The 17,415-nt window shown below is 64.4% G+C and carries 19 protein-coding genes; 11 read left to right on the forward strand and 8 right to left on the reverse strand.

All coding sequences use genetic code 11. The features are described 5' to 3' along the window. Positions 1 to 37 precede the first annotated feature (37 nt). Positions 38 to 1,249, forward strand: a complete 1,212-nt coding sequence (locus I6F37_RS02945; protein ID WP_036013507.1) for an ABC transporter substrate-binding protein — start codon at positions 38 to 40, stop codon at positions 1,247 to 1,249. Between the two features lie 63 nt (positions 1,250 to 1,312). Here the strand turns inward: I6F37_RS02945 and I6F37_RS02950 are convergent, their stop codons facing one another. Further along, on the reverse strand, positions 1,313 to 2,155 hold the full coding sequence (locus tag I6F37_RS02950; protein ID WP_036013504.1) for a hypothetical protein: 843 nt from the start codon (positions 2,153 to 2,155) through the stop codon (positions 1,313 to 1,315). A gap of 214 nt (positions 2,156 to 2,369) precedes the next feature. Here I6F37_RS02950 and I6F37_RS02955 point away from each other — a divergent pair, with 214 nt between their 5' ends. The 4 genes from I6F37_RS02955 to I6F37_RS02970 are packed head-to-tail and all read left to right on the forward strand — an operon-like array spanning position 2,370 to position 6,730. Beyond that, positions 2,370 to 3,257: an IclR family transcriptional regulator gene (locus tag I6F37_RS02955; protein ID WP_036013501.1), complete on the forward strand. Its 888-nt coding sequence runs from the start codon at positions 2,370 to 2,372 to the stop codon at positions 3,255 to 3,257. Position 3,258: 1 nt separating this feature from the next. Further along, positions 3,259 to 4,455 carry a CaiB/BaiF CoA-transferase family protein gene (locus I6F37_RS02960; protein ID WP_225114978.1) on the forward strand — a complete coding sequence of 399 codons (1,197 nt, stop codon included), beginning with the start codon at positions 3,259 to 3,261 and terminating at the stop codon, positions 4,453 to 4,455. Between the two features lie 52 nt (positions 4,456 to 4,507). Continuing rightward, positions 4,508 to 5,494 carry a tripartite tricarboxylate transporter substrate binding protein gene (locus I6F37_RS02965; RefSeq protein ID WP_036013495.1) on the forward strand — a complete coding sequence of 329 codons (987 nt, stop codon included), beginning with the start codon at positions 4,508 to 4,510 and terminating at the stop codon, positions 5,492 to 5,494. A 21-nt stretch (positions 5,495 to 5,515) separates the two neighbouring features. After that, positions 5,516 to 6,730 (forward strand): ABC transporter substrate-binding protein, encoded by a 1,215-nt coding sequence (locus tag I6F37_RS02970; RefSeq protein ID WP_057029683.1) that lies wholly within the window; start codon positions 5,516 to 5,518, stop codon positions 6,728 to 6,730. Between the two features lie 17 nt (positions 6,731 to 6,747). Here I6F37_RS02970 and I6F37_RS02975 read toward each other — a convergent pair whose 3' ends face one another. Both I6F37_RS02975 and I6F37_RS02980 read right to left on the reverse strand, forming a co-directional pair. Then, on the reverse strand, positions 6,748 to 7,014 hold the full coding sequence (locus I6F37_RS02975; protein ID WP_081493004.1) for a hypothetical protein: 267 nt from the start codon (positions 7,012 to 7,014) through the stop codon (positions 6,748 to 6,750). Positions 7,015 to 7,143: 129 nt separating this feature from the next. Then, positions 7,144 to 7,641, reverse strand: coding sequence for a ferritin-like domain-containing protein (locus I6F37_RS02980; protein ID WP_036013491.1), 498 nt, complete (start codon positions 7,639 to 7,641; stop codon positions 7,144 to 7,146). Between the two features lie 259 nt (positions 7,642 to 7,900). Here I6F37_RS02980 and I6F37_RS02985 point away from each other — a divergent pair, with 259 nt between their 5' ends. From I6F37_RS02985 to I6F37_RS02995, 3 genes are all read left to right on the forward strand, one after another. Next, positions 7,901 to 8,467, forward strand: coding sequence for an NADH-quinone oxidoreductase subunit B family protein (locus I6F37_RS02985; RefSeq protein WP_225124950.1), 567 nt, complete (start codon positions 7,901 to 7,903; stop codon positions 8,465 to 8,467). A 29-nt stretch (positions 8,468 to 8,496) separates the two neighbouring features. Then, positions 8,497 to 9,345, forward strand: a complete 849-nt coding sequence (locus I6F37_RS02990) for an MBL fold metallo-hydrolase (protein WP_225150582.1) — start codon at positions 8,497 to 8,499, stop codon at positions 9,343 to 9,345. A 141-nt stretch (positions 9,346 to 9,486) separates the two neighbouring features. Next, positions 9,487 to 10,374 (forward strand): manganese catalase family protein, encoded by an 888-nt coding sequence (locus I6F37_RS02995; RefSeq protein WP_057029680.1) that lies wholly within the window; start codon positions 9,487 to 9,489, stop codon positions 10,372 to 10,374. Positions 10,375 to 10,482: 108 nt separating this feature from the next. Here the strand turns inward: I6F37_RS02995 and I6F37_RS03000 are convergent, their stop codons facing one another. Together I6F37_RS03000 and I6F37_RS03005 are read right to left on the reverse strand one after the other, a co-directional pair. After that, positions 10,483 to 10,974 (reverse strand): SRPBCC family protein, encoded by a 492-nt coding sequence (locus I6F37_RS03000; protein WP_225124945.1) that lies wholly within the window; start codon positions 10,972 to 10,974, stop codon positions 10,483 to 10,485. A gap of 2 nt (positions 10,975 to 10,976) precedes the next feature. Then, positions 10,977 to 11,357, reverse strand: a complete 381-nt coding sequence (locus I6F37_RS03005; protein WP_225124943.1) for a helix-turn-helix transcriptional regulator — start codon at positions 11,355 to 11,357, stop codon at positions 10,977 to 10,979. Positions 11,358 to 11,606: 249 nt separating this feature from the next. Between I6F37_RS03005 and I6F37_RS03010 the strand changes: the two genes are divergently transcribed. Then, the gene (locus I6F37_RS03010; protein ID WP_225150209.1) at positions 11,607 to 12,473 is read left to right on the forward strand and encodes a serine hydrolase; all 867 of its coding nucleotides are present in this window, start codon (positions 11,607 to 11,609) and stop codon (positions 12,471 to 12,473) included. Positions 12,474 to 12,482: 9 nt separating this feature from the next. On the opposite strand, the gene I6F37_RS03015 is transcribed toward I6F37_RS03010, so the two are convergent. Then, complete coding sequence (locus I6F37_RS03015) at positions 12,483 to 13,187, reverse strand: SDR family oxidoreductase (protein ID WP_225150210.1); 705 nt, start codon at positions 13,185 to 13,187, stop codon at positions 12,483 to 12,485. A 116-nt stretch (positions 13,188 to 13,303) separates the two neighbouring features. On the opposite strand from I6F37_RS03015, the gene I6F37_RS03020 reads away from it, so the two are divergent. After that, complete coding sequence (locus tag I6F37_RS03020; RefSeq protein WP_225150211.1) at positions 13,304 to 14,146, forward strand: GNAT family N-acetyltransferase; 843 nt, start codon at positions 13,304 to 13,306, stop codon at positions 14,144 to 14,146. A gap of 1 nt (position 14,147) precedes the next feature. Here I6F37_RS03020 and I6F37_RS03025 read toward each other — a convergent pair whose 3' ends face one another. Both I6F37_RS03025 and I6F37_RS03030 read right to left on the reverse strand, forming a co-directional pair. Beyond that, complete coding sequence (locus I6F37_RS03025; RefSeq protein WP_225150212.1) at positions 14,148 to 14,597, reverse strand: hypothetical protein; 450 nt, start codon at positions 14,595 to 14,597, stop codon at positions 14,148 to 14,150. 1,151 nt (positions 14,598 to 15,748) lie between these two features. Beyond that, positions 15,749 to 16,321, reverse strand: coding sequence for a hypothetical protein (locus tag I6F37_RS03030; protein ID WP_036041420.1), 573 nt, complete (start codon positions 16,319 to 16,321; stop codon positions 15,749 to 15,751). Positions 16,322 to 16,714: 393 nt separating this feature from the next. Here I6F37_RS03030 and I6F37_RS03035 point away from each other — a divergent pair, with 393 nt between their 5' ends. Further along, positions 16,715 to 17,374, forward strand: a complete 660-nt coding sequence (locus tag I6F37_RS03035; RefSeq protein ID WP_036011192.1) for a peroxiredoxin — start codon at positions 16,715 to 16,717, stop codon at positions 17,372 to 17,374. Positions 17,375 to 17,415 lie beyond the last annotated feature (41 nt).

The following is a 17,415-nucleotide window of genomic DNA, read 5'->3' on the forward strand; positions in this document are numbered from 1 at the left end:
AACATCGATCAATCAACGATAACATCAAGGAAACGCCATGGGCACGACCCGCACCACCTCCGTCGCCACCCTCCTGATCGCACTTGCGCTCGCGCCCCTCCCCGCGCGGGCCGAGATCAAAGGCGAGGCCATCCGCATCGGCGTCCTCACCGACATGAACGGCGTGTTCGCGACCGCCATGGGTCCGGGCTCAGTCGAAGCGGCGCGAATGGCCGCCGAGGAGTTCGGCGGCAAGATCAACGGCAAGCCGATCGAGATCTTGCAGGCCGATCACCAGAACAAGCCGGATCTCGCCGCATCGCTGGCGCGAAAATGGTTCAGCGACGGGGTCCAGGCCGTCGCCGATGGCGGCAGCTCCGGTGCAGCGCTGGCGGTGCAGGAGCTGGTGCGCGGCAACGGCAAGATATTCCTCATCTCCGGCGCCGGCGCGAACCAGCTGACCGATGAAGCGTGCGCGCCGACCAGCGTGCAATGGACCCAGGACGCCTATTCCACCGCGACCGCCGTGGTCTCCGGCATCATGCAGACCAGCAAGGAGCCCTGGTTCTTCATCACCGGCGACTACGCCTTCGGCCATTCGATCGAGGTGACCGCACGCGAGCGCATCGCCGCACTCGGCGGCAAGGTCGCCGGCAGCGTCAAGGCGCAGCTCGGCACGCCCGATTACAGCTCATTCCTGCTCCAGGCGCAGTCGTCGGGCGCCAAGATCCTGGCCATCAACGTTGCCGGCGACAACGCGACCGCGATCAAGCAGGCCGAGGAGTTCGGCCTCGCCAGCCAAGGCATGAAGATCGTGCCGATGTCGTTCCAGAACGTCGACATCGAGGCGGTTGGGCTCAAAGCGACGCGCGGTGATCTCATCGTCACCTCCTTCTTCGAGGATGTCTCGCCGGCAGCCCGGAAATTCTCCGATGCGTTCTATGCTCGCCGCAAGGCGATGCCCTCGCAGATTCAGGCCGGCGTCTATTCCGCCGTGCGCCACTATCTGCAGGCCGTGAAGGACACCGGTTCCGATGAGGGCGCCGTCGTGATGGCCAAAATGAAGGCGACGCCGGTGTCGGACGCCTACACCCCCAACGGCCGCATTCGCGAGGACCAACGCATGGTGCACGATCTCTATCTGGTGCAGGTCAAGACACCGGAGGAATCCAAGGGCCCGTGGGACTTCGTCAAGCTGGTCGCGACGATCCCGCCCGACCAGGCCTTCCGCCCGCTCGATCGCAGCAAATGCAGCCTGGTCGGCAAATAAAGCCTCTGAAGCGAAGTGGATACCGCTTCGCTTCAGAGAACGCGTCAAGTTGGAATCTGACCGTCAGGCGAGATAGCGCGTCAGATAGCCTTCCATCGCGTAGAGCGCGCAGAGCGCGAGGCTCGACCACACCGCGGCGCTGAAATACAGGAACATCCAGGTCAGCTCGCCCTTCCAGTGCGCGATGTCATGGGTCACCACCCAGCGCGTCGAGACGTCATGCAGTCCTTCGAGGAAGCCGAGGAATGTGTTGCCCTCTTCATGCCCTGCCCGCCAGCGGCTGAGATACATCGGCACATCGACGGTGATGAGGAAGGCGAGGAAGCAGGCGATGCCGACGATGCCTGACATCAGCGCCCAGCGCACCACGCCCTGGAATTCCGGCATCAGGCGGCACAGCGCGATGCCGGCCAGGAAGAAGGTCACAGCCCACAGCGAATTCTCGATCGCGTTGTAGAGGAAGTTGGTCGTCACCACCGCGTACCAGGAGAAGCATTCCGCGATGATGATGATCGGCACGATCACGAGCGCGATGTTCACCGCGGTCTCCGCGCCCGTCATCTTGCCGAGCTGATGCAGGATGATGGCCCATTGCGCGGCGAAGCAGAGCTCGGCCACCGTCGCCACCGTCCGGCCGACGGCGACGCTGGAGAGCCAGGTGTCGAACAGGCAGATGCGCTGCACGTCGGCGCGCGGCAGCACCGAACGGAAGGCGCAGCCGAACACATAGCCGGCGCACAGCAGGAACATCAGCCCGATGTCCGAGCCGCCACCGAGGCTGGCCGAAGGCGTCGGATAGAACTCACGATAGAGCATGAACCAGACGAGGATATTGGCGCTGCTCACAAGCGTGAGGGATCCCCACCACCACGCCAGGGGATTTGACCGCGCCTGCCACTGCAACATGAACCGCTCCGCAAAAATTATCGATCTGACACGTCGTCGTAATAATCCTGTCACGGAACGACAGGCAATCACGACAAAAATCTGTGTGCCCGGTCGTTCCAGCGGTGCCCGGAAGGCGCAAGAAGCGCTGAGCCGAGTGTCCACATATCGGACAATTTTCCCATGGATGGCGAATCTATTGGACATTTGAAATCCGTCCGTCTGATATTCGGGGATGGCTCCGACTGACTCACCCAAGCCGCAGCGCCCGCTCTCCTCTGCCGCAGCCGTGCTGGCCGAGAGCGCGGATGACGCCGCTTTCGCCACCACTCTGGCCAAGGGGCTCGTCGTGCTCGAGGCGTTCAAGGCCGGGAGCACGCTGCTGGGCAACATGGAGCTGTCGACGCTGACCGGCATCCCGCGCCCGACGGTGGCGAGGCTGACCCATACCTTGGCCGAGCTCGGCTATCTCCGCTACGACGCCGAGCGGTCGAAGTACCGCGTCGGTGCACGGGCGCTGCGGATGGCGCATCCCCTGCTCGCCGGAATGCAATTCCGCCAAGTTGCGCGGCCCATGATGCAGGAGCTGGCGCACAGCGTCCGCGGCACGGTGTCGATCGGCCTGCTCGATGCGACGTCGATGATCTATGTCGAGACCGCGCGCTCCGGCGATGTCGGCCCGCACGTGCCCGACATCGGCATGCCCATTCCCGTCGTGATGACCGCCATGGGCCGCGCCGCGGCGGCGACCTTGCCGCCGGCCGATGCAGACCGGCTGGAACGCAATCTCGCCGCCGAGGATGCCGGATTGTGGTCGGCGCTCCGCGACAAATACCGCGCCGGCATCGCGCAATGCAAAAGCCGCGGCTTCTGCACCTGCTGGGGCGAGTACATGGCCTCGATCCATGCCGTCGCCGCGCCGCTGTTTCATGCGAGCGAATCGAAGCAGTCGTTCTCGATCAATTGCGGCATCCCCGCCTTCCGGCTCCAGCCAGGTCAGCTCGAGAGCGAGATCGGTCCGCGCATCGCGGCGCTCGCCGACAGCATCCGCGCCATCGTCGGGCAGGCCGAGCTTACGACGCCGCCGCGCAAAACCAAGAAAATCACAAGCGCCGGAACATGATATGGCTGGACCGCTCGAAGGATTGAAGGTTCTCGACATCGCGACGATCATCGCCGCGCCGTTCGCCGCCACGCTGCTGGCCGACTACGGCGCGGACGTGCTCAAGATCGAGATGCCCGGGCACGGCGACGGCGTGCGGTCGTTTCCTCCGTTCAAGAACGGCAAGCCGCTGTGGTGGAAGGCCGCCAACCGCAACAAGAAGTTTGCCACGCTCGATCTGCGCACGCCGGAAGGGCTTGCGCTGTTCAAGCAGCTGCTTCCACGCTTCGACGTGCTGATCGAGAATTTTCGTCCGGGAACGCTGGATCGCTGGGGGCTTCCCAAGGAGGTGCTGTGGTCGATCCAGCCGCGTCTCGTGATTCTGCGCGCCACCGCCTTCGGGCAGGATGGTCCCTATCGCGAGCGCCCCGGCTTCGCCCGCATCTTCGAGGCCATGGGCGGACTGACTTACATCACCGGCGAGAGCGGCGGCGAACCGACCCATCCCGGATACCCGATCGGGGATTCGATCGGCGGCCTGTTCGGCGCCGTCGGCGTGCTGGCAGCGCTGTGGAAGCGGGCGCGCGACACGGATGCGCCGGGCGAGGAGATCGATCTCGCGCTGACCGAAGCCACCTTCCGCCTGCTCGACGTCCTCGCCATCGAGCACGACCAGCTCGGCACCGTTCGCAGCCGCATCGGCAACGCCAATGGTTATTCAGCACCGGCCGCGGTGTTTCGCACCCGCGACGGTCACTGGGTCACGCTCGCAGGTTCGACCAACGCGCTCTTTGCAGCGAACTGCCGGGCGATCGGCCGCCCCGATCTGATCGCGGATCCGCGCTTTGCCGGCAATGAGCAGCGCGTCAAGCACGCCGTCGAACTCAACGACATCTTCGCGGCCTGGTGCGCCGCGCATCCCCTCGACGAGGTCCTCGCGAGATTCAATGCCGCGCAGGGAACGCTCGCCCCGATCTATTCGATCGACCAGATCGCCGACGACCCGCAGGTGAAGGCGCGCGAGGTGATCACGCGCGTTGCCGACCGGGATTTCGGCACGGTCGCCATGACCAATGTCGTGCCGCGTTTCACCGTCGATCCCGCGCGCCTGCGCCATGCCGCGGGCGACGTCGGCCAGGACAATGACGAGGTCTACCGGGATTGGCTCGGGCTCTCGGACGCCAGGATCGAGCAGCTCACCCAACGAAAGGTGATCTGAGGTCGTAAGAGCGGCAGATAAAAGAGAAACAAATACAGGGAGGAAGACAACAGTGGCATCGTTCAAGGTGACGCGGCGAGCTCTGCTGGGCACGATCGCGGGCGGGCTCGCGGCCGGCTCAGGCATGAGGGCACATGCCGAGGACGCCTGGCCCTCGCGCATGGTCCGTCTGATCTCGCCTTACGGGCCCGGCGGGTCCAACGACATCTCGCTGCGTCTGCTCGCCGAAGAGTTCGGCCGCAGCCTGCGTCAGCAGTTTATTGTCGAGAACAAGCCGGGCGCCGGCACGCGCATCGCCAACGACATGGTCGCCCATGCGCCGGGCGACGGCTACACCATCCTCTATGTCGCGGCGCCCTACGCCACCGCCGAGGCGCTGTTCGGCAAGCTGACCTATGAGCGCAAGGATCTGGCGCCGGTGGCGATGGTGGTGATCGCGCCGCTGTTCCTCATCATCAGCGCCGACGCGCCGTTCAAGACGCTTCCCGACCTGATCGCCTACGGCAAATCCAAGCCCGACGGCCTCACCTTCGCCTCCCCAGGCGCCGGCTCGCAGCCGCATCTTGCCGGAGAGCTCCTGTTCCGCGACGCCGGCGTCAAGGGTTTGAACATCCCGTTCCGGGGCGATGCGGCCTCCTACACCGAGCTGCTCGCCGGACGCGTCGACGCCACACTGACCGCGCTGCCGACGGCCTTGCCCTACATCCAGAGCGGCAAGTTCACCGTGCTCGGCGTCGCCTCGGCCGAGCGCAGCGCGCTGTATCCGCAGGCACCGACGCTGCGCGAGCAGGGCTTTCCCAATGTGGCTGCGGCCGGCTGGTACGGCTTCATGGTGCCGTCCACGACGCCGCGCGCCATCGTGGACAAATTCCAGGCCGAGGTTCTGCGGGCGCTCGCCGAGCCTGCGATCAAGGACAAGCTGACCGCGCAGGGCCTCGAAGTGCGCCCAGGCACCGCCGCCGAGTTCAGCAAGTTCATCGACGCCGAAACGCAGAAATGGACCAAGCTGATCCGCGACGCCGGCCTCAAGGGCGAATGAGGATTGCTGGAGGAAACCGACATGAAAAACGTCGTCACCAAATTCATCGCAGCCTCCGCCCTTCTCCTCTCGGTCGCGGCAGCGCAGGCACAAAAGAAATACGATCCCGGCGCGTCCGACACCGCGATCAAGGTGGGCCAGACCGTGCCGCTCAGCGGCCCGGCCTCGGCCTACGCGGTGATCGGCAAGACCCAGGCCGCCTATCTGAGGATGATCAACGACCAGGGCGGCGTGAACGGCCGCAAGGTCGAGCTGATCCAGTATGACGATGCCTATTCGCCGCCGAAGACGGTGGAGCAGGTCCGCAAGCTCGTCGAAAGCGACGAAGTGCTTTTGACCTTCCAGATCATCGGCACCGCCCCGAACGTCGCCGTGCAGAAATATCTCAACGCCAAGAAGATCCCGCAGCTCTTCGCCGCCACCGGCGCCGCACGCTTCACCGATCCGAAGAACTTCCCCTGGACCATGGGTTTCAACCCCTCTTACCTCGTCGAGGGCCGGATCTATGCGCAATACCTCCTGAAGAACCATCCGAACGCCAAAATCGGCGTGCTCTACCAGAACGACGATCTCGGCAAGGATTATCTCGCCGGCCTCAAGGCGGGCCTCGGCGACAAGGCGAACATGGTCGTCGCCGAGACCTCCTACGAGATCAACGAGCCGACGATCGACTCGCAGATCCTGCGGTTGAAGGATGCGGGCGCCGACGTGCTGTTCAGCGCGACCACGCCGAAGCAGGCCGCGCAGGCCATCAAGAAGATGGCCGAGATCGGCTGGAAGGCGCTGCACATCATCGACATCAACGCCTCCTCGCTCAGCGCCGTGCTCAAGCCCGCCGGGCTCGACAATTCCAAGGGCATCATCAGCGTCGGATACGTCAAGGATGCCGCGGATCCCGAATGGAAGGACGACCCGGGCATGAAGCGCTACCTCGCCTTCATGGCCAAGTACTATCCCGAGGGCGACAAGGATTCGAACCTGAACGTCTACGGCTACATCACCGCGCAGCTCCTGGTGCAAGTGCTGAAGCAATGCGGCGACGATCTGACCCGCGAGAACGTGATGCGACAGGCGGCCAACCTCAAGAACGTCGAGCTCGACCTGACGCTCCCGGGGATCTCGGTCACGACCACGCCGACGGACTATCGCGTCAACAAGCAGTTCCAGATGGTGCAGTTCGACGGCCAGCGCTGGCAGAAGCTCGGCGACATCGTCACGGACGAAGCCAGGGAGTGAACCCGCTTCGCCGGCGCTCAACGCCTTTCGGCGTAACGGCCGCCGCCACGGATGAGATCGTCGCGTTCCGCGGCATGGCGCTGGTATTCGGAGATCGCGCGGTTGGCCATGCGGATCCGATTCGTGTGTCCCTCCTCGACCATCACGGTGATGCGCTGCGCCAGGAACACGCAGGCGTCGAATTCGTCGCTGATGGCGCCCGTTCGCGTAAGAAAGTCCCAGGCGATCTCGTAGGCCTGCTCCGCCGCGGGATTGCGGTAATCGCTGAAGATGATGTGCGTCATCACTGCCAAAGCCTGATCGCAGCGATCGTTCCTAGGCTCACGCGCAGATGGCAGGGAACCCGGCGGCGCGAAAAAACCACCGGCCGCGGGGCGCGCCGGTGGTTCGCTGTCAGCGAGGAACGCGAAGAACTACGCGGCCTGGCGCTGATGCGTGAGGTACTCCATGGTGACCTTCTCGACATTGGAATCGATCCAGGCCGCCATGCGCTGCTCCTCCTTCAATGACGTCTCGAGCGGCTCCTTCGCCTCCGGCATGCCGGCCGCGCCGCACAGCGCGAGCAGCGACTTGTAGGCGGCGATCTCGAAATTCTCGAAGGCGTTGTTCGCGAAAGTGTTCTTCAGAATCTCGTCGCCGGCAACCGAATGCGCCATGGCCATCATGTTGGCCATCACCGACTGCGCCGTATCCTTCAGGCTCGACGTGCTCTCGCCACAGGCTTCCAGGCACTTTTCGAGGCGACGCAGCTGCTCATTGGTCTCCTGAAGGTGCGCCGTGATCTTCGCCTTGACCTCGGGATATTCGTCCAGCCGCTCCGACTGGCGCTCCATCAACTCTCGCGCCTGCACTTCCATCGCATGCGCATTGCGTAGTCCCACCACGAACGTATCGCGGGCTGCATTGGCCATTTTCCTGTTCTCCATTTGACTGGCTCGTTCGCGCAACCGGGAAGCACGGGCGATTGTTCCTAACACGGCCGCGCTGATTGCCGCAGGGGAGACCATGTCTTCGTTGCCTGTTCCGGCCGAAGGACCCAGCGCTAACCTGCGATAGCCAAACGCAAACGTGGTCTTCGACCGCGGGAACGCCGGCTGCGCCCCGCCGTTCACAGCAGCGCGTGGTCACAGCGCGAAGTTGCGCCCTCACCCAAACGACAATGATGATCTAATGACCGACAGTCCTTCACCCGCCAGCAATTTCCCGGTGCCGCGTCCGGGCCAGGGGCAGCCGGACAACGCCTCAGATCCCTATTTCATGCAGATCCGCGATGACCTCGCGGACAAGGGCTTCTTCACCGCCACCGCCGAGGATTTGATCACCTGGGCGCGGACGGGATCGCTGATGTGGATGACGTTTGGACTCGCCTGCTGCGCCGTCGAGATGATGCAGATGTCGATGCCGCGCTATGACGCCGAGCGGTTCGGCTTTGCGCCGCGGGCCTCACCGCGTCAATCCGACGTGATCATCGTGGCAGGCACCTTGACCAACAAGATGGCCCCGGCCTTCCGCAAGGTCTACGACCAGATGCCCGAGCCGCGTTACGTGATCTCGATGGGATCCTGCGCCAACGGCGGCGGCTATTACCATTACTCCTATTCCGTCGTGCGCGGCTGCGACCGCGTGGTGCCGGTCGACATCTACGTCCCCGGCTGCCCGCCGACCGCGGAAGCGCTGCTCTACGGCGTGATGCTGCTCCAGAAGAAAATCCGGCGGATGGGCACGATAGAACGATGACACATCAGACTGGGTCGACACGGACCGGCATGACGCAAATTCCTCTTTCCCCGGCGGCCGAGGCGGAAAACCCCGAATTCGACCTCGAGCGAAACGACAACACACGACAGATCGTGGCCGACGTTGCCTACCGGCAGCTTGCCATCGTCAACGTGATCTTTGTCGGCCGCGAAGGTGCTGGCGACGGCAACTGGGTACTGGTCGACGCCGGCATCCCCGGAGCGGCACCGGCGATTCGCTCCGCCGCCAAGGCTCGGTTCGGCGGCCACGGCCGCCCGGCCTGCATCATCATGACACACGCTCATTTCGATCACGTCGGTGTGCTCGAGACGCTGGCGAACGAGTGGGACGTCCCGGTTTATGCGCATCACGCCGAGCATCCCTATCTCGACGGCACGCAATCCTATCCGCCAGCCGATCCGAGTGTCGGTGGCGGCTTGCTCGCCCTGCTCTCTCCGCTGTTTCCGACAAGACCCGTCAACGTCGCATCCCGCCTTTATGATCTGCCCTCGGACCACAGCGTGCCCTTCATGCAAGACTGGCAGTGGATCCCGACGCCCGGCCACACGCCCGGTCATGTCTCGCTCTGGCGCGAGCGCGACCGCGTCCTGATCGCCGGCGACGCCTTCATCACCACCCGGCAGGAGTCAGTTTACGCGGCAATGACGCAAACGCCAGAGATGCACGGGCCGCCGATGTATTTCACGCCGGATTGGGCCAGCGCAAAAACCTCGGTGCGCGAACTTGCCGCGCTTGCTCCCGAGATCGTCGTGACCGGCCATGGCGCGGCGATGCAAGGACCGGCGATGCGCGTTGCGCTCGATGCTCTGGCCGAGTTGTTCGACGAGGTCGCCGTACCTTCCCATCGACGCGCATAGGAGTGGTGGTGGGGGACCGCGTCAATTTCGGCTTTGCGGTCCGCGAATTTCGAAGCGATCTGAACCGCGATTGCAGATGATTAGGAACGCAACCCCACGGCCTTCATTGCGCCAATGCGACAGAACAAAAAGGAGTTGCGCATGTACTATTTCGACAAGCGACTGCAATACCCGGTCAGGGTCGAAAAGCCCGACCCGATCTTCGCCCGCCAACTGCAGCAGGCGATCGGCGGCGTGGAAGGCGAGATCCGCGTCTGCCTGCAATATTTCTTCCAGGCCTGGGGCGCGCGCGGTCCGGCCAAATATCGCGACGTGTTGCTCAACACCGCAACCGAGGAGATCAGCCACATCGAGATGCTTTCGACCGCGGTCGCCCTGAACCTGGAAAATGCACCGGCGACGATGCAGGAGAGCAGCATGCAGGGCAATCCGATCGTCGGCGCGGTGATGTCCGGCGGCGAGCGGCCGCGACACGTGATCGAGGGCATGCTGCATCGGCACATCCTGTCGACCGGCATGGCGGCCTTCCCGGCCAACGCCGACGGCGTCCCGTTCGATTGTTCGCACATCTACGCCAGCGGCAATCTCGCCGCCGATATGTATTGCAACGTGGCCGCCGAAGCCACCGGCCGAACGCTGGCGGTGCGCCTCTTCAACTCCACGAGCGATCCGGGCATGCAGGACATGCTCAGCTACCTGATCGCGCGCGACACCATGCATCAACAGCAATGGCTCGCCGTGATCGAGGAACTGGGCGGAGATGCCGCTCTGCCGATTCCGAACAGCTTCGACCGGAGCAAGGAAGCGACCGAATTCAGCTACATGTTCATGGGCACCGAGCGCAACGGAGCGCCGCTCCAGCCGGGCCGTTACAATGAAGGCCCCTCGCTCGACGGCCGCGGCGAATTCAGTTTCCGCCCCGCATTCGAACCGCTCGGCGACGAGCCCGTGCTCGGACCCGCTCGTCCCGACAGCGCCGCGCAGGTGGAGCAGATGCAGGAGCCGCCGGTCACCAACGCGCTGACCTGACCTGTACAAGGCAAGCCGCCATTTCGACGGCGGCTTGATCAGAATGCGTTCGCGCACGCCGTCATTCCCGGCTCGCCATCTCAGGGCCCGGGAATGGCGGGACTGCCTTCACCGCTTCATGCCCGCCACATAGGCCGCGAGCTTGTCGAGCGTCTGGTAGCCGTATTCGACGGCGCCGAAACCGATCATGCCATCGCGCTGCTCGGTGCTCGAGGCCAGCTGCCGCATCATCAGCACGGTCTTGCCGTTGCTCTGCTCGGCAAAGGTGACGGTGAAGCGGAACATGCGGGGATCGTCATCCTGGTCTGTACCGTGATCCATCTCCATCAGCGACGGCCGCTCGATGCGGCGGAAGCGCATCCGGTTCGGATAGACCGTACCGTCGGGCCCGATCATGTTGAAGCGCCAGACGCCGCCGACGCGCACGTCGATCTCGAAGGTCTCGACCTTGAAGCCCTTCGGGCCGAACCATTGCGGCAGATGCTTCGGGTCGGACCATGCCTCGAACACCAGATCGCGCGGCGCGTCGATCACGCGCGACATCACGATCTCGCGGTCGAGCGACCATTGCGACAGAGCGGGGTTGGCAGAACCAGTCATTGTCAGGAACCTTTCCGTTTGGTTGTTCGGGACGGCCGCTTGACGGCCGCCCTTTCTTTCTTGAGCTTCATCACATAGGCCTCGAAGCGGTCGAGCCGCGCTTCCCAGACCGCGCGCTGCTGCTGGAACCAATCCTCGGCGCCGACCAGCGCATCCGCGCTGAGACGGCAGGTGCGCACGCGTCCCGATTTCTCGGACTGAACGAGCCCGCTCGTCTCCAGCACATGGATGTGCTTCATGAAGCTCGGCAGCGCCATGTCGAAGGGACCGGCGAGCTCGCCGACCGACGCCTCGCCCGCGCACAGCCGCATCACGATCGCCCGCCGCGTCGGATCGGCGAGCGCGGCGAAGATCTGGTCGAGGTTGGATAATTGGTTAGCCATGAAGCTAACTATACACGCAGGATCGCGGACGTCAACAATTGTTAGCCGAACGGCTCAGTTTTGTGATCTGGATTGGCGGGAACCCACAACGCGCAATCGTGAGTTGGGACCTCGCGCCCTCCTCACTAAAACCATCCCGGGGGCGCATCAGCATGATCGATCAGAGCACGTGGCGCCCGTTGTCATCTCATCCCCGATCACCCGGCGAGTCTTCGCCCAGGCCGCGTCCATTGCGATGGCGATGGCGCTTTGCCAGCGCCGCGCCTCGGCCGATTCCGATATGATCTGCGCGGCGAGCTGCGGCTCGACGATCGTCTGCCGAAATACCTGCCCGAGCTGAGCGGCAACTACATCCGCAACGTCACTGTGGGCCAGTTGGCGACGCACACGTCGGGCCTGCTGCTGCCGACCGACCATCCGCCCTGGCCGAACGAAGAGTTTACGCGCGAGCAGTTCATCGCCCTGCTGAACGCCTTCACGCCGGCACCCGGCATCGCACCTGGCCGGCAACGCGTCTACACCCATGCCGGCTATGTGCTGCTTCAGCTCGTGCTCGAGCGTTGCTACGGCAAGCCGATCCATGCGCTGATCCAGCACCGCATTCTCCGCCCCCTCGCCATGGGCTCCACCTTCCTCCCCGAGCGCGGTCCGGACCATCGCGCCGTCATGGACGCGGCGGCGATGCAGCGCGTGGTCCAGGGCTATTCCGACCAGGGCATGGCGATCGGGCCGATCGGCAACCAGCAGAGCTACTTCGATTTTCCCGGCACGGGCCAGATGTTCGCCTCCGCCCGCGACCTTGCCGCCTTCGCGGCCGCCTGCGTCGACGGCCGCGCGATCGACCCGCATTTGCGCGAGGCGTTGCGGCTGACGCAGCGCGAGGCCTTCCGCGTCGACGAAAGATTCGGACAGGGCCTGGCCTGGGAGACCGTGCGCCTTCCAGGCGTCACCATCGTCGACAAGCCGGGCGGACTCAACAACGCCTCCGGCTATATCGGCCTGGTGCCGGCGCGGCGGATCGGCATCGTCCTGCTGGCCAATCGCGGCGAGTATCCGCACGAGATCGCCCGCTACAAGATCCTGCCGGAGCTGGCGCAGCTTATCGCCTCACATTGAGGCGGCCGCTCAGACCGAGCGCGTCAGCCCGCCGTCGACGCGGATGTTCTGGCCGGTGATGTAGGCGGCGCCGTCGGAGGCGAGGAACGAGATCGTCGCCGCGACCTCTTCGACCTTGCCGTAGCGCTTCATCGGCACGCTGTCGCGCCGCGCGTCCTGTTGCGGCAGGCTGTCGATCCAGCCCGGCAGCACGTTGTTCATGCGGACATTGTCGGCCGCGTAAGCGTCGGTGAAGATCTTGGTGAAGGCGGCGAGCCCTGCGCGGAACACCGCCGAGGTCGGGAACATCGCGCTGGGCTCGAACGCCCAGGCGGTCGAGATGTTGATGATGGCGCCGCCCTTCTGCGCCTGCATCAGCGGCGTCACCAGTCGGGTCGGACGGATCACGTTCAAGAGATAAGTGTCGAGGCCGGTGTGCCACTGCTCGTCGGTGATCTCGGTGATGGGGGCACGCGGCCCGTGCCCGGCGCTGTTGACGAGCACGTCGATCCGTCCCCACTTCGCCATCGCAGCCTCGACGAGGCGCTTCAGGTCATCGTTCGACTGGTTCGAGCCGGTAACGCCGAGCCCGCCGAGCTCGGCCGCCAGCGCCTCGCCTTTGCCCGAGGACGACAGGATCGCGACCCGAAACCCGTCCGCCGCCAGCCGCCGCGCAGCCCCCGCCCCCATGCCGCTGCCGCCGGCGGTGACGAGCGCAACCTTCTCTACTGCCATGATCCGATGATCCCTTCAGTTGAGGCGAGCCGCAGGCTCGGCCTATCATGAGGCCTTCTACAGCCAGACCCGTCGGCAGGTCCATGGCCGAAGGCATCCATCATGAGGCGCTTGAAATGAGTGATCTGCAGATCCGCAATTTGCGCCCCGACGAAATCGCCCTCGCCGTCGACTGGGCCGCGGCGGAGGGCTGGAATCCGGGGCTGGCGGATGCCGCCTGCTTCGCGATCCCCGATGCCCGAGGCTTCTTCGTCGGCGAGATCGACGGCGAGCCGGTCGCGACCGTCTCCTGCGTCAATTACGACGACCGCTTCGCCTTCCTTGGCTTCTACATCGTGCGCGAGCGCTTTCGCGGCGCGGGCCATGGCCTACGCATGTGGAATGCCGCGATTGCGCATGCAGGCGCGCGCGTGATCGGCCTCGACGGCGTGGTGGCGCAGCAGGAGAATTACAAGAAGTCGGGTTTCCAGCTCGCTTACGCCAATATCCGCTATGGCGGCACCGTTGCGGGATCCGTCAAGCCGTCTGCCGATGTCGTTGCGCTCGACAAGGTCCCGTTTGCGCTGGTGGACGCCGATGACGCCCGTGTATTCCCCGCCGCGCGCAGCGCCTTCCTGCGCGCCTGGATCAACACGCGAGGTCATGTCGGCCGCGCGTTGCTGCGCGAGGGCAGGCTCGCTGCATGGGGTGTGATCCGGACCTGCCGGACGGGCTACAAGATCGGCCCGCTCGTCGCCGACGATCGCGCCGCCGCGGATCAAGTCGTGCAGGCGCTAATGGGAAGCGCGGGCGCCGGCGAGGTCTTCCTCGACGTCCCCGCCGTCAATCCCGTCGCGATCGCGCTCGCCGAGGAGCTCGGCCTCGAGCCGGTGTTCGAGACGGCGCGGATGTATACGGGGCCGATCGCGCCGCTGCGCATCGACCGCGTCTTCGGCGTCACCAGCTTCGAACTCGGCTAGCTCAATAGCAGCGCATGATGTTGACGGTGTGCTCGCTGCCGCCACGGCCGGGCACCGTCACCTGCTCCGTCGGGCAGCTCGGCACGTAGGGCCGATTGGACGGCACGACGTTCGGCGGATAGCGATGCGTCCAGTCCCAGGGCACATCATAGGTGTAGGTGTAGCGCACATCGGCGGAGAGCGACTGGTTCACATCGGCGAAGGGCTGGCTGTAGCCGGCGCCGTCGTAGAAGTAGCTGCCGCCGCCCGGCCAATAGACCCAGGGAGCGCTGCGGCGGTGGAACCTGGCGCCCGGCCCGATCGGCGGACGTGCCGCAGCCGGCGCCGCGGCGGCAGTTGCGACGCCTGACGCAGTGGCGCCGGCGTGTCCGGCAAGACTGTCACTGGAGCTGAACAGCAGCGCAGCTGCGCTGAGCGAGGCGAACAACGCCCCATATGATCTGGCAATCATGATACGCACCACACTCGTTTGGCTTCGCGATAGCGGCTCCCCGAAAGGAGGCTAGGCCGGGCTGTCGCCCACCCGCAAACGTATAATTAATTATTGGTTAAGGCACGCGAATAACCGGGAACAAGGTGCGGCAGAACGCCCGGAATTCCCATCTCATTTCAACGGCTTCGTGCGTCAGCGGCCCTGCAGCTTGCGCAGTCAGTCGAGCACACTGCTCCCGTGTTCGTGTCGCCGATCTGGAGACCGAACTCTATCCGGCCGCGACGAAGCCGGCGCAAGCCCTTGGTCCGAATCCACGGGCGCAGACCGCGCCGGATTGAATAGTTGCGACCACCACTCCCTTGCGTTGCCCGACGGGCAAAACACGCGAGCGCTAGGTCAACGCACGCGGCCCAAAATATTCCGCTTTACCGAAATTCGGAAATCGCGTATGTGTCGCGCAACCCGGCCCAAGGAAGAGGGGCGTATCGCGATCGTCACGAACGCGGGCCGGGGGGCGGTGGACGCTGATGGCGTTGGCGCGAAAGGGTTTGCAGGGCGGAGAGCCGTGAGCAAAGACCTCGCGCATACGACCGGTGTCATCGGCGTACGGCAAAATCGTGTGGTCCTGGCGCCCGGGGTCTGTGCGCCAAGTCTTGCGGTGATGTGGTTGCCCGACCGGGCGATGCGCATCAGCCATCCGCAAGGCGACGGGGGCAATAGTGCATCGCTCCCCGGGGAGAGCACGACATAAGCCGTAAAGCCACTGCGCAGGGAAGGCCGGATGTTTGGCTTCACCTGTATGCCGCTGTGCAAATTCTTCGTTGCCACCTTTCGCACAGTGGACCGTGGGTGCCCGGCCGGCACCCGGTCTTCCCTGCGCCCTCTTTCACTTGAGGGTGGGACGACAAGGCAAAGCTCGGGCGAAATGCGCCGCGAGGATGCGGCAGCGTGCCTGCGAGTCACGCGAATTGGAGAGACGCGGTGTCGCAACTTGCTCCGTCATTGCGAGCGCAGCGAAGCAATCCAGAAATGTATCCGCGGAGGGATTCTGGATTGCTTCGCTGCGCTCGCAATGACGCTGTTGAGACAGCGGTGTCACAATGCGGTAGTCTCGTGCCCCGGACACGAGCGTGACACGAGCTGTGAGCCGCGACCGCGGCCCATTTGCCTTACATCCCGATGTCGAACACGTTCGGCAATTGGCCCGCCAGAGGCAGTGCGGTGGCGCCGAGGAAGGTCGCCACCATCGCCATCAGGCGACGGTTGTTCTGGCGCTTGCCGCGCATCTGGCCGGCGATCCACTCCAGCATCTCGCTGTTGACCTTGGAGGCATAGGACGGCGCCCAGCTCTCGATCTCGGTGTCGGCCGACAGCGCGACGCTGCGCGGCGGCACCTTCAGGCCCGAGGCGCTCGCGGCATAATGGGCGACCGCCTTGGCAAGCAGGTCGTCGAACCGGCCGCCATCGGTGCGCTCGGTCGCGGCCTCGTTGATCTCGAACAGAACTTCGGCCTCGGCGCGGCTGACCGGCTGGTCGTTGACGGCGGTGGCGGTAAGGATGCGCATGCACCAGGCGGTGTCATCGGCGTCGAGCGAGCGGGAGAAATGCACCCGTCCCTTGGTGGTCGGGCCTTCGCCCGTGATCACACCGTCGCGCACGACGGAAAGGGCATAAGCTGCAGTATCACGGCAGGACGGCACGAGGGACGACGACTCGGTGGGCTTAGGCGCGGCGGCGGACATAGTTCACTTCCAGACTTCTTCTGATCGACCAGCATTTCCATGCCGGCGTAAAGGGGTGGTTAACGATTCGATACGGGGATCGCGACTTTTCTAGATGGTTGCCAATTGGTCGCTATCAGGACCAATCTGGTTCTAGAACGCGCCGGGCGAGCGTGATGAAAGTCATAAAAGGCATTATCGGGGCGAGCGAGACCGTGTGACCCCGGGTGGACCTGTTTCGCCGCAGCTGCCGCTGTAACAATAAGTTGCTAGAAAATCGGCTCTTCAAAGAAGGAATTCACATTTTACTTGAGCCGGTTCAGTTGGCGTTCACTTAGGCCGGCGAAGCCCTTATAATGGATGTGACGGCCGGAGACGAATTCTCGATTAGATTCAATGAGATGAGGTAAGATCATGACACTTCCGATCGGCGCCACCGCCCCTGACTTCGAAGCCGAAACCACCGAAGGGAAGATCAAATTCCACGACTGGATCGGCAACAGCTGGGCCCTCTTGTTCTCACACCCGAAAGACTTCACGCCGGTTTGCACCACCGAGCTCGGCGCCCTCGCCAAGCTGAAGCCGGAATTCGACAAGCGCGGGGTCAAGCTGATGGGCCTCTCGGTCGATCCGGTTGACCGTCATGCCAAATGGTCGGAAGACATCATGGAGACCCAAGGCGCCGCGCCGAACTACCCGATGATCGGCGACACCGATTTCAACGTCTCCAAGCTCTACGGCATGCTGCCAGCCTCGACCTCTGGCGATCCCCTCACCCGCACGCCGGCCGACAACCAAACCGTCCGCAACGTCTTCATCATCGGCCCGGACAAGAAGATCAAGCTGGTGCTGGTCTATCCGATGACGACGGGCCGGAACTTCCAGGAGATCCTGCGCGTCATCGACTCGCTCCAGCTCACCGCCAAGCATCGCGTCGCCACCCCGGCCGACTGGTCGCAGGGCGACGACGTCATCATCGCGGGCTCGGTCTCCAACGACGAGGCCAAGACGATCTATCCGCAGGGCTGGAAGGAGCCGAAGCCCTACATCCGCATCGTCCCGCAGCCCAGATGACTTTTGGCGGTCGCGGATAGCGGCCCCAAAAAGTCATCCCG

Origin of the sequence: Bradyrhizobium sp. NBAIM08 (assembly GCF_020193935.1) — a bacterium.
In the GTDB taxonomy this organism is placed as follows: Bacteria; Pseudomonadota; Alphaproteobacteria; order Rhizobiales; family Xanthobacteraceae; genus Bradyrhizobium; species Bradyrhizobium yuanmingense.

Excerpts from the sequence above, each read along its gene's own strand:
- I6F37_RS02945 (WP_036013507.1), top strand. The coding sequence starts at position 38 with ATGGGCACGACCCGCACCACCTCCGTCGCCACCCTCCTGATCGCACTT.
- I6F37_RS02950 (WP_036013504.1), bottom strand. The coding sequence starts at position 2,155 with ATGTTGCAGTGGCAGGCGCGGTCAAATCCCCTGGCGTGGTGGTGGGGA.
- I6F37_RS02955 (WP_036013501.1), top strand. The coding sequence starts at position 2,370 with ATGGCTCCGACTGACTCACCCAAGCCGCAGCGCCCGCTCTCCTCTGCC.
- I6F37_RS02960 (WP_225114978.1), top strand. The coding sequence starts at position 3,259 with ATGGCTGGACCGCTCGAAGGATTGAAGGTTCTCGACATCGCGACGATC.
- I6F37_RS02970 (WP_057029683.1), top strand. The coding sequence starts at position 5,516 with ATGAAAAACGTCGTCACCAAATTCATCGCAGCCTCCGCCCTTCTCCTC.
- I6F37_RS02975 (WP_081493004.1), bottom strand. The coding sequence starts at position 7,014 with ATGACGCACATCATCTTCAGCGATTACCGCAATCCCGCGGCGGAGCAG.
- I6F37_RS02980 (WP_036013491.1), bottom strand. The coding sequence starts at position 7,641 with ATGGCCAATGCAGCCCGCGATACGTTCGTGGTGGGACTACGCAATGCG.
- I6F37_RS02985 (WP_225124950.1), top strand. The coding sequence starts at position 7,901 with ATGACCGACAGTCCTTCACCCGCCAGCAATTTCCCGGTGCCGCGTCCG.
- I6F37_RS02990 (WP_225150582.1), top strand. The coding sequence starts at position 8,497 with ATGACGCAAATTCCTCTTTCCCCGGCGGCCGAGGCGGAAAACCCCGAA.
- I6F37_RS02995 (WP_057029680.1), top strand. The coding sequence starts at position 9,487 with ATGTACTATTTCGACAAGCGACTGCAATACCCGGTCAGGGTCGAAAAG.
- I6F37_RS03000 (WP_225124945.1), bottom strand. The coding sequence starts at position 10,974 with ATGACTGGTTCTGCCAACCCCGCTCTGTCGCAATGGTCGCTCGACCGC.
- I6F37_RS03005 (WP_225124943.1), bottom strand. The coding sequence starts at position 11,357 with ATGGCTAACCAATTATCCAACCTCGACCAGATCTTCGCCGCGCTCGCC.
- I6F37_RS03015 (WP_225150210.1), bottom strand. The coding sequence starts at position 13,187 with ATGGCAGTAGAGAAGGTTGCGCTCGTCACCGCCGGCGGCAGCGGCATG.
- I6F37_RS03020 (WP_225150211.1), top strand. The coding sequence starts at position 13,304 with ATGAGTGATCTGCAGATCCGCAATTTGCGCCCCGACGAAATCGCCCTC.
- I6F37_RS03025 (WP_225150212.1), bottom strand. The coding sequence starts at position 14,597 with ATGATTGCCAGATCATATGGGGCGTTGTTCGCCTCGCTCAGCGCAGCT.
- I6F37_RS03030 (WP_036041420.1), bottom strand. The coding sequence starts at position 16,321 with ATGTCCGCCGCCGCGCCTAAGCCCACCGAGTCGTCGTCCCTCGTGCCG.
- I6F37_RS03035 (WP_036011192.1), top strand. The coding sequence starts at position 16,715 with ATGACACTTCCGATCGGCGCCACCGCCCCTGACTTCGAAGCCGAAACC.